The organism is Streptomyces sp. NPDC002054, from assembly GCF_040296685.1.
Classification (GTDB): domain Bacteria; phylum Actinomycetota; class Actinomycetes; order Streptomycetales; family Streptomycetaceae; genus Streptomyces.
The window spans coordinates 121060-133092 of record NZ_JBEOXT010000010.1; the positions used below are offsets into that span (position 1 = coordinate 121060).

General features: G+C 72.1%; 12 protein-coding genes. 10 read left to right on the plus strand and 2 right to left on the minus strand.

What is annotated here, in order from left to right:
* Positions 1–13 precede the first annotated feature (13 nt).
* The gene (locus tag ABT123_RS11895; RefSeq protein ID WP_351312311.1) at positions 14–1510 is read right to left on the minus strand and encodes an MFS transporter; all 1497 of its coding nucleotides are present in this window, start codon (positions 1508–1510) and stop codon (positions 14–16) included.
* Between the two features lie 138 nt (positions 1511–1648).
* Between ABT123_RS11895 and ABT123_RS11900 the strand changes: the two genes are divergently transcribed.
* Positions 1649–2092 carry a MarR family winged helix-turn-helix transcriptional regulator gene (locus ABT123_RS11900; protein ID WP_351312313.1) on the plus strand — a complete coding sequence of 148 codons (444 nt, stop codon included), beginning with the start codon at positions 1649–1651 and terminating at the stop codon, positions 2090–2092.
* A 13-nt stretch (positions 2093–2105) separates the two neighbouring features.
* On the opposite strand, the gene ABT123_RS11905 is transcribed toward ABT123_RS11900, so the two are convergent.
* Positions 2106–3659 (minus strand): FAD-dependent monooxygenase, encoded by a 1554-nt coding sequence (locus ABT123_RS11905; protein ID WP_351312315.1) that lies wholly within the window; start codon positions 3657–3659, stop codon positions 2106–2108.
* Between the two features lie 175 nt (positions 3660–3834).
* On the opposite strand from ABT123_RS11905, the gene argG reads away from it, so the two are divergent.
* The 9 genes from argG (at position 3835) to ABT123_RS11950 (ending at position 12028) form a co-directional block, all read left to right on the plus strand.
* On the plus strand, positions 3835–5280 hold the full coding sequence (argG, locus tag ABT123_RS11910; protein WP_351312317.1) for an argininosuccinate synthase: 1446 nt from the start codon (positions 3835–3837) through the stop codon (positions 5278–5280).
* A 68-nt stretch (positions 5281–5348) separates the two neighbouring features.
* Positions 5349–5921, plus strand: a complete 573-nt coding sequence (locus ABT123_RS11915) for a GNAT family N-acetyltransferase (RefSeq protein WP_351312319.1) — start codon at positions 5349–5351, stop codon at positions 5919–5921.
* Between the two features lie 114 nt (positions 5922–6035).
* A complete protein-coding gene (locus ABT123_RS11920; RefSeq protein ID WP_351312321.1) occupies positions 6036–6914 on the plus strand; it encodes a CAP domain-containing protein in 879 nt (292 codons plus the stop codon).
* 198 nt (positions 6915–7112) lie between these two features.
* Entirely contained in the window at positions 7113–7634 is a 522-nt protein-coding gene (locus ABT123_RS11925; RefSeq protein ID WP_351312323.1) for a hypothetical protein, read from the plus strand.
* A 147-nt stretch (positions 7635–7781) separates the two neighbouring features.
* The gene (locus ABT123_RS11930; protein WP_351312325.1) at positions 7782–8519 is read left to right on the plus strand and encodes a thioredoxin family protein; all 738 of its coding nucleotides are present in this window, start codon (positions 7782–7784) and stop codon (positions 8517–8519) included.
* Positions 8516–9085 carry a hypothetical protein gene (locus tag ABT123_RS11935; RefSeq protein ID WP_351312327.1) on the plus strand — a complete coding sequence of 190 codons (570 nt, stop codon included), beginning with the start codon at positions 8516–8518 and terminating at the stop codon, positions 9083–9085. Before ABT123_RS11930 ends, ABT123_RS11935 begins: the two co-directional genes overlap by 4 nt.
* Before the next feature lie 19 nt (positions 9086–9104).
* Positions 9105–9833: a response regulator transcription factor gene (locus ABT123_RS11940; protein WP_351312329.1), complete on the plus strand. Its 729-nt coding sequence runs from the start codon at positions 9105–9107 to the stop codon at positions 9831–9833.
* On the plus strand, positions 9830–11254 hold the full coding sequence (locus ABT123_RS11945) for an ATP-binding protein (RefSeq protein WP_351312331.1): 1425 nt from the start codon (positions 9830–9832) through the stop codon (positions 11252–11254). Before ABT123_RS11940 ends, ABT123_RS11945 begins: the two co-directional genes overlap by 4 nt.
* Positions 11255–11365: 111 nt before the next feature.
* Positions 11366–12028 carry a DUF4232 domain-containing protein gene (locus tag ABT123_RS11950; protein WP_351312333.1) on the plus strand — a complete coding sequence of 221 codons (663 nt, stop codon included), beginning with the start codon at positions 11366–11368 and terminating at the stop codon, positions 12026–12028.
* The last annotated feature ends 5 nt before the right edge of the window (positions 12029–12033 follow it).

The following is a 12033-nucleotide window of genomic DNA, read 5'->3' on the forward strand; positions in this document are numbered from 1 at the left end:
ACATGGTAGGGACTCAGGCCGGCTCGGCCACCTTCGGGGCTGCGGGCTCGGAGGCCGCCGCGACCACGGCGGTCCGGGGGCCGTGCCCGCCGCGCAGACCCAGCCACCCGATGAGTGCGACCAGGGCGAAGGCCACGGCCCCGATTCCGAAGGTGAGGGTGAACCCGGACTCCGCAGGCAGGTCGGGGGCGCCGGCGGGCAGGTGCTCGATGGTCTTCGACGCCAGGATCGTGGTGACGATGGCGCTGCCGATCGCGCTGCCGGTGGAGCGTGAGATCGAGTTGATGCCGTTGGCGATGCCGCTCTGGTGGTGCGGGACGCTCGCCATGATGACGGCGGGCATGGCCGCGTAGCCGAAGCTGACGGCCGCGCCGACGACCACGCCGGCGCCGATCACCGAGGCGGTGTGGCTGTGGTCGAGGGCGAGCCAGCCGAAGCCGAGGGTGCCCAGCGCGGCGGCCAGGCCGAGCGCCGCGCGCGGGCCGCGGTGGCGGACCAGCTGGCCGCCGATGGGCGAGGCGAGCAGTGAGACGATCGCGCCGGGCAGCAGGAACTGGACGGACGCGCGCAGGATCGAGGCGTCGAAGCCGTAGCCGGTGAGCTCCTTCGGCATCTGGACGAGATAGGAGACGCCGAGGAAGTTCGCGAACATGCCGAAGCCGACGAGGATGCCGGCCAGGTTGGCCATGAGCACCGGACGGTGGACGAACATCCGCATGTCGACGAGCGGCTCGCGCACCGTGCGCTCGACCCACACCCAGACGGCGGTCATGACGGCCGCGCCGGCGAAGCTGCCCAGCGTACGGCCGGAGGCCCAGCCCCACTCGTGGCCCTGCGAGATCGGCAGCAGGAGCAGCAGCAGCGCGATGCCGAGGGTCAGCGCGCCGAGGTAGTCGGTGCGCCCGCCCGTCTTGTGGCGGGTCGCGGGGACGAGGAACACGACCGCGAGCAGCGCGAGGGCCGCGAAGCCGGTCGCCATCCAGAAGGCGTTGCGGTAGTCGGCGTCGGTGCCGGAGGTGAGCAGGCCGGTGGCGACGAGTGCGAGCCCGCTGCCGAACGCGAGCGTGCCGCTGACCAGCGCCATCGCGCCGGGCAGCTTCTCCGGGCGGACCTCCTCGCGCAGCACCGACAGGGCGAGCGGGAAGATCGCGGTGGCGGCGCCCTGGAGTACGCGGCCCAGGATCAGCAGGGGCAGCGAGGTGGCCAGGGCGGCGATGACGGAGCCCACGACCATGACGCCGAGGACGGCCACCAGCGTCCGCTTCTTTCCGTGCTGGTCGCCGAAGCGGCCGAGCAGGGGGGTGAAGACGGCGGCGGAGAGGAGGGTGGCGGTGGTCACCCAGCTCACGCCGGCGGTCGAGGTGCCGAGGTCGGTGCGGATGAGGCCCAGGATCGGGACCGGCAGGGTCTGCATCATCGACACGACCATGGCGGCAAGGCTCAGGGCGAAGACGATGACCGTCTCGTTCCTGGCCTTGTTCTCGGCGGGGCTGGGGGCGGTGGTGCTCATGTCCGGGGAGACCTTCTCGCTGCTTCAGATCGTGGATGGTTGAGGTCATGAAGTAACTCGATCGAAGGTAGACCTCGATAGTTAAGGTGGTCAAGTAAATAATTGATAATGTCAAGGGTCCTCAAGTACGCTCCAGGCATGAGCACCACCACGACCCCCGGGCACCCCACCAAGCTCCAGCTGCTGGAGCTGCTCGCCGCCATCGGCACCGCACAGTGGCGGGATTTCGCCACCGCCGCAGCCCGCTACGGCCTCACCTCCACGCAGGCGAAGGTCCTCGCCCAGCTCGACGGCCCGCTCCCGATGCGCGGCCTCGCCACCCTGCTGGTGTGCGACGCCTCGAACGTCACCGGGATCGTCGACCGGCTGGAGGCCCGTGAGCTGGTGCGCCGCGAGCCCGACCCCGCCGACCGCCGCGTCAAGAACGTGGTGGCCACGGATCTCGGCCGCGAGACCATCCGGCGGGTCCGCGAGGAGATGCAGGCCACGCACGGCGCGCTCGACCTGCTCGGCGCCGAGGAGAGCGCGACTCTGTACGCCCTGCTGGAGCGCCTCCGTCCGGGTATGGAGAAGAACGCCTGAACGAACCGCTCGGCTACTGGGCGGTGAGTGCGGCGAGGGCGCGGCGGAGGGCGGAATCGTTCGGCGGGCGGTCGCGCCAGCGGGCGCCGATATGGCCGTCCGGCCGGATGAGCAGTGCCCCGTGGGGGCGGAGGCCGCAGCGGTCGGCGTGCTCGTCGGGAAGAGCCTCGATGCGGAGCGGCCACGGTGCGGCGCTCTGCTGCTCCCAGTGGGTGGGGCGCGGAGTGAGCAGGGTGAACCATTCGCCGCAGGCGTCGACCGTGGAGCGGTCGCGCGCGAGCCAGAGGTGCGGCATACGACGGCCCGGCTCCGCGGTGGGTACGTACCCCGTGCCCCCGTCCGAGTCCATGTCCGTGTCCGGGTCCTCGGCGAGGACCGCGCCGGACCGGTAGGTGACGCCGAGCACGAGGCCGAGCTGGGCGAAGTACCGCTCCGACCAGGGTGGTCCGGTGCGGGCCGATGCCGCCTCGCCGCTGTGGAGCTGCTCGCGGCGGCGGCTCTGTACCTCGAGCATGAGGTGGGTGTCGGCCACCGTCTGGCGGAGGGTCCGGTGGGCGACGGGCCGCCGTTCCGTCTCGTAGCTGTCCAGCAGGCCCGGCTCGGCCCACCCGTGGAGGACACCCGCCAGCTTCCAGCACAGGTTGTGGACATCGGCGACGCCGGTGTTCATGCCCAGGCCGCCGGTGATGGGGATGGCGTGCGCGGCATCGCCGGCCAGCAGGATCCGGCCGTGGCGGAAGCGTTCGGCGACGAACGCGTTCATCACCCAGTGCTGGACCCGCAGTGCGTTGACCCGTACGTCGGCGCCCGGGCCGAGGGCGCGCGAGACCAGCTCGGACCAGTCGGTGCGCGCCGCGTCTTCGGGTGTGGGGGCGAACCAGGCCCAGCCTCCCTCGGGGTAGAGCGGGGCGAACGATCCGTGCGCGGTGAAGTAGACCCCGGCGGGCTGACGCGCGGACCAGCGGTCGAGGTCGGCCTCGAACACGACGGTGGTGAAACCCCCCATCACTCCGGGCCCGTCGGTGTCGATCCCCAGCAGCTGCCGGGCGGTGGAGTTGGCGCCGTCGGCGGCGAGCACATGGCGGGCGCGCACGCGCGTCTCCTCGCCGCTCCGGCGGTCGACGAGCAGGGCCGTGACACCCTCGGCTTCCTCGGTCAGCCCGATGAGCTCGACCCCGAACCGCACCTGTGCGTCCGCTGCGGCGAGCAGCGTGGGCTCCAGCCGGTCCTGCGAGGTGACCACGCCGATCGCCGGGCTTTCGGGTACCGGTGCATTGACCCCGAGCATCGGCGCCGTGGCGAAGTCGGGGCCGTGCAGCGTGTCGCGGAAGCGGACGCGCCCGTACTCCGGCCCGAAGGCGTTGGCCGTGATCGTGTCGGCGAGCCCGAGCCGGCGGTAGATCTCCATCGAGCGCACGTTGACCAGCCGGGACCGGGGGAAAGGGGACAGCCGGCGGTGCTTCTCCACCAGCAGGGTCGGCACGCCCCAGCGCTCCAGGAGCACCCGGGCGGTGAGCCCCACCGGCCCGCCACCGACGATCAGGACGGCCACCTCGTCGTTTGCCATCTCTGGATCCTGGCCCGTTTCCCCGGCACCGTGCCGGTGCCGCGGAGTTGCATCAGAGTGATTCCGGCCCGGCAGCGGTGCGCCGCGGCGGCCCGGCGCGGGTTCACCCCGCAGCCTGCTCGGGGGACCCGGCCCCGGTGGTGAATGATTATGTAGATTGGTGCATACTCTTCCTATGTCCAAGGTTCTCACCTCACTGCCCGCCGGCGAGCGCGTCGGCATCGCCTTCTCCGGCGGCCTCGACACGTCCGTCGCCGTCGCCTGGATGCGCGACAAGGGCGCCGTCCCGTGCACCTACACCGCCGACATCGGCCAGTACGACGAACCCGACATCGGTTCGGTCCCCGGCCGCGCGAAGACGTACGGCGCGGAGATCGCCCGCCTGGTCGACTGCCGGGCCGCCCTGGTCGAGGAGGGCCTCGCTGCCCTCGCCTGCGGCGCCTTCCACATCCGCTCGGGCGGGCGCGCCTACTTCAACACCACCCCGCTCGGCCGCGCCGTCACGGGCACCATGCTGGTCCGGGCGATGCTCGAGGACGACGTACAGATCTGGGGCGACGGCTCGACGTTCAAGGGCAACGACATCGAGCGGTTCTACCGCTACGGCCTGCTCGCCAACCCCCATCTGCGCATCTACAAGCCCTGGCTGGACGCGGACTTCGTCACCGAGCTCGGCGGACGCAAGGAAATGTCGGAGTGGCTGCTCGCCCACGGGCTGCCCTACCGCGACAGCACCGAGAAGGCGTACTCGACCGACGCCAACATCTGGGGCGCCACCCACGAGGCCAAGACCCTGGAGCACCTCGACACGGGTGTCGAGACGGTGGACCCGATCATGGGCGTGCGGTTCTGGGACCCCCAGGTGGAGATCGCCGCCGAGGACGTGACCATCGGCTTTGAACAGGGCCGCCCGGTGACGGTCAACGGCAAGACCTTCCACTCCCCGGTCGACCTGGTGATGGAGGCGAACGCGATCGGCGGGCGCCACGGCATGGGCATGTCGGACCAGATCGAGAACCGGATCATCGAGGCGAAGAGCCGCGGCATCTACGAGGCGCCCGGCATGGCACTGCTGCACGCGGCGTACGAACGCCTGGTCAACGCGATCCACAACGAGGACACCCTCGCCCAGTACCACAACGAGGGACGGCGCCTCGGCCGGCTGATGTACGAGGGCCGCTGGCTCGACCCGCAGGCGCTGATGGTGCGCGAGTCGCTGCAGCGCTGGGTCGGCTCGGCGGTCACCGGCGAGGTGACGCTGCGGCTGCGGCGCGGGGAGGACTACTCGATCCTCGACACCACCGGTCCCGCCTTCAGCTACCACCCGGACAAGCTGTCGATGGAGCGCACCGAGGACTCGGCGTTCGGCCCGGTGGACCGGATCGGCCAGCTCACCATGCGCAACCTCGACATCGCCGACTCGCGGGCCAGGCTTGAGCAGTACGCGGGCCTCGGCATGGTCGGCACCGGCCAGGCCGCGCTCGTCGGTGCCGCGCAGGCCGCCTCGACGGGCCTGATCGGCGCGATGCCGGAGGGCGGCGCCGAGGCCATCGCCTCGCGCGGCGAGGTTGACGACGAGGAGATGCTCGACCGCGCCGCGATGGAGTTCGGCACCGACTGAGCACACCGCCCGTACGGGGCGCTGCCGCTGCCCGGGCAGTGCCCCGTACGCCGTGCCATCGTGGTGCCATGACCATCGATGTGCGCCCGGCCACGGACTTCGAGGACGTCCGTGCCGTGCTCGGCCCCAAGTCACCGACAGCCAACGTCTGCTGGTGCCTGAGCCACCGGATCCCGTCGAAGCCCAACAACGAGCTCCGCGGACCGGCCCGGGGCGAGTACGTCGCCCGCCTGTGTGCCGCGGACCCTCCGCCGGGAGTGCTCGCGTACGAGGGCGACGTGGCGGTCGGCTGGGCCGCCGTGGCACCGCGCTCGGCCACCGCCTACGCGCACAGCCGGACGATCCCGCAGGTCGACGACCTGCCGGTCTGGTCCCTGTGGTGCATCCGGGTCCGCCCCGGCCACCGCAAGAGCGGGATCTCGCACGCCCTCATCGCCGGCGCGGTCGAGTTCGCCCGCGCCCATGGCGCACCGGCCATCGAGGCGTACCCTCTGGACAACGACGATGCCAAGGTCGACCTGACCATGGCCTACGCCGGGCTCCGGAAGAACTTCGAACGTGCCGGGTTTTCCCATGTCGCCGACACCACCTCCGTGCTCGCAGGCCATCCCCGGATCCTGATGCGGCTCGACCTGAGCTGACCCTGCGGGCTTCCTTAGGGGAACCTGAAGAACACCTCCAGGGCGCTCTTTTGGCTGGTCACGGCCTTAGGCTCAGTCGTGATCCGCCCCCTTTCCCTGTGAGGTGTCACCGGCATGAGCCGCAGCCGAACCCCCGAACCGCAGTCCTCCCGAGCCGAAGCGCGACGGAAGAAGGCGGTGCGCACCCGCATCGTGCTCTCCCTCACCGCGGCAGCCGCGGCGGTGGCGGTCGGTGTCGCAGTGGCGGACACCGACGGCGACGGCGATGCACGCGTGGACCAGCGGGCCGACGGTGCCACCGGTACGGAGTCCCGGACGGCAGCCTCCGGCGACGCTGCGGGCACCGGCGCCCCGGCCGCGACCCTCCCCACGGGCACCGCCGACGCGGCGTCCCCGACCGGCCCGACGCCGTCCGGGACACCCGGCGACGGTGCCAAGGGCTCCGCCACGCCCACCAAATCCGCGGCAACGCAGAGCAGTCCGGCCCGTACGACGGCGACGGCGACGCCGACCCGCAAGCCCACGCGTACCACGGCCCCGACCACCGGCGGTGGATCCGGCGGCACGGGCGGCAGCTCGGGCGGCTCCTCCGGCGGTTCCTCGGGCGGCTCCGCCTCCGAGTCCGCGGTCCTCGCCATCGTCAACAAGGAGCGGGCCGCGGCCGGATGCGGCCCCCTGGCCTCGAACGCCAAGCTGAGCGCCGCCGCACGGGCGTACAGCGACACCATGGCCCGCAGTGGCGTCATGTCCCATACCGGACCCGACGGGTCCACCATGACCAGCCGGGTGGAGGCCGCCGGCTACAAGTGGTCCAACCTGGGCGAGAACATAGCCCGCGGCCAGGCCGACGCCGACGCGGTCATGAAGGCGTGGATGAACAGCTCCGGCCACCGGGCCAACATCCTCAACTGCGCCTTCAAGGAGATCGGCATAGGCGTCCACAAGGGTGACGGCGGCCCCTGGTGGACCCAGAACTTCGGCGCGCCGAGGTAGGGCCGGTAGGGGCCCCCGCCACCCCCCGGCCCCGCCTCCCCCCTCGGCCGTCGAATGCCACGTCCTCCGACCCGTACGCGGGCCAGGAGGACGTCGGCGTTCGGCGGTCGTCCGTCCGTCGGCCACTATGGGGCCGTGCCTCGAATTCCGCGGGTTCCGCGTTACCTGCTCATATGGCTGTCGTGTACGGCCACCAGCGTGACCGCCGTGCTCGCCACGGTGCAGTTTGTGGTCGGCTCCACCAGGCCGACGCCTCCCGTTGCCCGGTCCGCCCCCACGGTCCTCGACTCACCGCCGGCCTGGCAGGCGGAGCAGACCCCGTCACCCGGCCCGCAGTCCCCGACCGCGCCGGCGCCCGCGACCGTGATCGGTTCGCCCACCGCGGGGCAGCGGCCGTCCCCCTCGCCTTCGGCCGCCGTCCCGTCGAAGACGCCCTCGGGAACCCCCCGGACCACCGCGCCCAAACCCCCCGTCGACTGCCGGGAAGGCGGACCGGGCCTTTACACCATCCCCTCGCAGGGCGGCAAGGCCACCGTGCGGTACGGGAGTCGCGGCGTCTGCCTGATCTCGGCCGTTCCCGCCCGCGGGTTCAAGGCCGGTACCTCGCAGACCGCCGACCACACCCTGACGGTCACCTTCAGCAGCGCGGACCATCGGTCGGACATCACGGCGACGGTCACCCCCCAGGCGAAGGCCAGCGTGCGCGAGACCTCGTTCTGACCGGTTTGCGGGAGTTCCGGTGAAGCGGAAGGTGAGCTCTTCCTTAGGGGAACCTCAAGATCACGTCCAGCCGGTTCCGACAGGCCACAGCGGTCCTATGCTCGCGTCAACCGAGCCGTCCGAACCGCGCCCTGGGGTGTTTCCACCATGAGTCCTCGCCTCCTCCGACCTGCCCTTGCCGCCGCGGCCGTGCTCGCGGCGGGGCTGACCGCCGCGTGCGGGCCGTCCTCCCCGTCCGCCGGGTCCACAGCGCCGTCCGCAGCCGGACAGGCTTCGAACGCCCTCCCCGCCGGGACGGATTCCGCATCCGGGGCCCCGGAGGACTCCGGGGCCCCGGATGCGTCGGCCTCGCCCTCGGCCTCCGCCAAGGCCCTGCCCGGCTCCTCGCCGACCCCCTCGCGCACCGGGTCCGCCGCCCCCACCCGGACCCCCGCCGCCCGGACGACCCCCGCCAAGCCGCCCCGTACGTCCGCCGCCCCCGCGCCGGCCCGGATACCCGGTCCCGGCTACGACAGTTCGGCCGACGCACAGAAGCAGATCGACGCGGCGCTGCGCGCGGCCAAGGCCGACGGGCGGATGGTGCTGCTCGACTTCGGCGCCAACTGGTGCGGCAACTGCAAGGCCGCCGACAAGGTGTTCGCCCAGCCGAAGACGGCCGCGCTCCTCGGCGCCTCCTACCACCTGGTCAAGGTCGACATCGGCGGCAACAGCTCCGCCAACTTCTCGCTCCTGAGCAAATACAGCTCCGGGGGCGGAAGTTACAAAATGCCGGTGCTCATTGTCGTCACCCCCTCCGGCACGGTGCGGACCGATACCCACGTCACCGGCAACCCGTCCCTGACCTCGGACGGCATCAACTCCTTCCTGCGCAAGTGGGCATCATGAGACGACCGCACCCGACCCTGCGGCGGACGGCCCGGATCACGGCCGCCCTCCTCTCCCTGGCGGCGCTCACGGCATGCGGCGGCGAGCAGCCCGCCGGGCGCGACGACATCGCAGCGCCGCCCACCACACGCTTCACCGAGAACGGGGTCACCGTCACCCTCTCGGTGTCCGACTGGCGCGCCCCGAAGGGCACCCTGACCGCGGTCTTCACCCCCGAGGCCAAGGGATTCCACCTCTACAGCACCGATCTGCCGGCCACCGGAATCGAGGGCGTGGGCCGCCCGACCGCGGTGGGCGTCACCGGAGTCCTCGCAGCGGACGGGAAACTGACCGCCGCCGCGGAGGTACGGTCGATCAGCCTGCCGGGTGTCGACGCCCCCGTCCCCGTCTACCCCGACGGCCCCGTCACCACCACGCTGCCCATCCGCGCCAACGCCAACGGGGACGCGACCGTACTGATCGGCTACGCCAGCTGCAGCTCCCGGGAGGGCTGCACCATCCCCGTCTCCGACCGCCCCGTGCAGCTCCGCATCACCGACGACGGCCCGGCGTTCGGCACCCCTTAGCTGCGCCTAAGGTGTCCCCATGCCCAGCGTCCTGGTCGTGGAAGACGACCCCAGCATCCGCCAGTCCCTGATCGAGGTCCTGGCGGAGCACGGGTATGCCGTACGCAGCGCCCCCGACGGCTTCGGCGGCCTGCGCGAGGTCACCCAGACGCCCCTCGACGCGGTGGTCCTCGACCTGGGACTGCCCGACTTGGACGGCGCGGACGCCCTGCGCATGATCCGCGGCATCTCCTCGGTCCCCGTCCTGGTGGCCACCGCCCGCGACGACGAGGCGGAAATCATCAAGCTCCTCAACGCGGGCGCCGACGACTACCTGGTCAAGCCCTTCTCCGGGGGCCAACTCATCGCCCGCCTCTCCGCCGTCCTGCGGCGCACCAGCCACGTTTCCCCCGCCTCCGCCCCCGCCACGGGCGGTGCGCGGCCGGCACCCTCGGCCGAACCGCTGCGCCCCACCACCGTGGGGGAGCTGGCCGTCGACCCGGGCGCGCGCACCGCGTACCTGGCGGGCCGGGAGCTCCGCCTCACCCGCCGGGAGTTCGACCTCCTGGCCTTCCTCGCCCACCACACCGGCCAGGTCGTCTCCAAACGCCGGCTGCTGACCGAGGTCTGGCGCGAACCGTACGTGGACGACCAGACCGTCGACGTGCACCTGTCCTCCCTGCGCCGCAAGCTCGGCGAACGCGCCGCAGCCCCCCGCTACCTGCTCACCGTCCGCGGCGTCGGCATCAAACTGGTGGCGCCGCGTTGAGACGTTCCCTGGCCGGAGTGGCGCTCGCCGTGACCTCCATGGTCGCCCTCTCCTTCCTCATACCGCTGGCCGCCCTGGTGATGTCGCTGGTCAAGGAGCAGAGCGTCACCGCGGCCGAGCAGCGTGCCGCCGCCCTGGCGCCCGTCCTCACGCTGACCACGGATCCGTCCGCCCTGCGGGAGTCCGTCGCCGGCCTGGACGCGGCCGAGCGCCTGGTCGTCCATCTGCCGGATGCCCCGGCCCTGGGCACCTCCCAGGCGCCCGCGGCCCTGCTGGAACGGGCCCAGCGCGGACGGGAGTCCATCTCCCAGCAGATTCCGGCCGGCTGGATCTGCCTCCAGCCGGTCGTGCTCCCCGGCGACCGGGTCGCCGTCATCGAGAACTTCGTCCCCGAGGAGGAGCTGACCCGCGGGGTCAAGGAGTCCTGGGCGGTCATGCTCTTCCTCGCCGTGGGACTGATCGGCGGCTCCGTGCTGGTCGCCGACCGGCTCGGCGCGAAGGTGGTCCGGTCCTCCAAGAGGCTTGCGCAGGCTTCGCGGGCGCTGGGGGAGGGCGACCTGGACACCCGCGTGGACCCGATGGGCCCCAGGGAACTGCGCGACGCAGGCGTCGCCTTCAACGCGATGGCTCACCGGATGACCGAGCTGCTCGCCGTCGAACGCGAGCTCGTCGCCGATCTGTCCCACCGACTGCGCACCCCGTTGACCGCCCTTCACCTGGCCTCGGAGCGGATGGCCGGAACACCGGAGTCGGCCCGGCTCGAGGCGGCGGTGGGCGAGTTGGAGGCGGAACTCCACGCCATCATCACCGCGGCGCGCACCCCGCTCGCCGTGGGCCCCATGGGCCAGGGCATGCTCGGTACGGAACCGGGCCCGGTCGACCGGCCCACCCGGCGTCCCGTCGCGGGCTCCGTGGCGGGCCCCACCGGACCCCGTTGCGAGGCTGCCGAGGTCGTCCGCCGCCGGACCGCCTTCTGGGCGGTCCTGGCGGAGCAGCAGGACCGGCCCTGCTCCCTCGCCATCACCCAGGAGCCCACGGCCGTCAGCCTCTCCGACGACGACATCGCCGCGGTCGTGGACGCGCTCATCGGCAACATCTTCCGCCACACCGCGCCCGGGACCCCGTTCGGCGTCCATGTCGTACGCACGGCCCACGCGGTGGAACTGGTCGTGGAGGACGCCGGAGCGGGCATCCCCGAACCGGACCGGGCGCTCTCCCGCGGAAGCAGCACCGGCTCCACGGGCCTCGGTCTCGACATCGCCCAACGGGCCGCAGCCGCCACCAGAGGCTCGATGCACATCGCCCGCAGCCCCCTGGGCGGCGCGCAGATCACCGTGACCTTTGCGCTGGCCTCACCCTCCCTGTCCGGGCGCAGGTCGCGCATCTCCCGACGGCGGGCGGGATGGCCGCGCAGACGGTGAGAGGGCCGTGGTGGATTCGGCGAGAGACCGTCACCAAGCTGTGAAGCTCCCGCGGGACGCTGGTACTCAGCCCGGCGCACTCCGCGCTTCTCACCCAAGGGGAGCACCACCATGAGCACTGCCACGAGCACCGTACGCAGAGCCGCTGTCGTCCTCGCCGCCGTGTCCGCACTGGCCCTGACTGCCTGTGGGCCCACCGAGGACGACGCGTCGGGCGGGGCCGCGAGCCCGACCGCCGCGAGCCCCACGAAGTCCTCGCCGCCGGCGACCCCGGCGCCTTCGGCGAAGCCGACCAAGCCGACGACTCCGGCGAAGCCGACGGCATCCCCGGGCAAGGGCTCGCCCGCCGACCCGGACCACGACGTCTTCCCGTGCAGCACGTTCGACGTGAAGTTCACCGCGTCCCTGGCGGAACCCACGACCGGCAGCTACCTGCTGAAAATCACCAACAAGGGGTCCAAGGCGTGCCGGGCGCTGGGCCATCCGGTCGTGACCTTCGGCGCGCTGGACGGACAGGCCACGGAGCGGGGCTCGGCCCCCGGCATCGAAGATGCGCTCAGGCTCGCCCCGGGCGCGTCGGCCTACGCCGGACTCATGGGGGGCGGCAACGACGGCAAGGGGAAGACCGTCGACTCGATCGCCATGACCATGAGCACCGAGTCCGACTTGGCACAGAAGCCGCTCAAGGCGTCGACTCCCGGCCTGTACGTCTCGCCCGACCGGAACTCCGTGACCGCGTGGGTCGGCACCGCGGAGGACGCACTCAGCCTGTAGCCGCC

What these genes read in the sequence shown, in the direction of transcription:
- ABT123_RS11905 (WP_351312315.1), bottom strand. Translation starts at nt 3,659, where the DNA reads ATGGCAAACGACGAGGTGGCCGTCCTGATCGTCGGTGGCGGGCCGGTG.
- ABT123_RS11930 (WP_351312325.1), top strand. Translation starts at nt 7,782, where the DNA reads ATGAGTCCTCGCCTCCTCCGACCTGCCCTTGCCGCCGCGGCCGTGCTC.
- argG (WP_351312317.1), top strand. Translation starts at nt 3,835, where the DNA reads ATGTCCAAGGTTCTCACCTCACTGCCCGCCGGCGAGCGCGTCGGCATC.
- ABT123_RS11940 (WP_351312329.1), top strand. Translation starts at nt 9,105, where the DNA reads ATGCCCAGCGTCCTGGTCGTGGAAGACGACCCCAGCATCCGCCAGTCC.
- ABT123_RS11895 (WP_351312311.1), bottom strand. Translation starts at nt 1,510, where the DNA reads ATGAGCACCACCGCCCCCAGCCCCGCCGAGAACAAGGCCAGGAACGAG.
- ABT123_RS11935 (WP_351312327.1), top strand. Translation starts at nt 8,516, where the DNA reads ATGAGACGACCGCACCCGACCCTGCGGCGGACGGCCCGGATCACGGCC.
- ABT123_RS11915 (WP_351312319.1), top strand. Translation starts at nt 5,349, where the DNA reads ATGACCATCGATGTGCGCCCGGCCACGGACTTCGAGGACGTCCGTGCC.
- ABT123_RS11950 (WP_351312333.1), top strand. Translation starts at nt 11,366, where the DNA reads ATGAGCACTGCCACGAGCACCGTACGCAGAGCCGCTGTCGTCCTCGCC.
- ABT123_RS11900 (WP_351312313.1), top strand. Translation starts at nt 1,649, where the DNA reads ATGAGCACCACCACGACCCCCGGGCACCCCACCAAGCTCCAGCTGCTG.
- ABT123_RS11920 (WP_351312321.1), top strand. Translation starts at nt 6,036, where the DNA reads ATGAGCCGCAGCCGAACCCCCGAACCGCAGTCCTCCCGAGCCGAAGCG.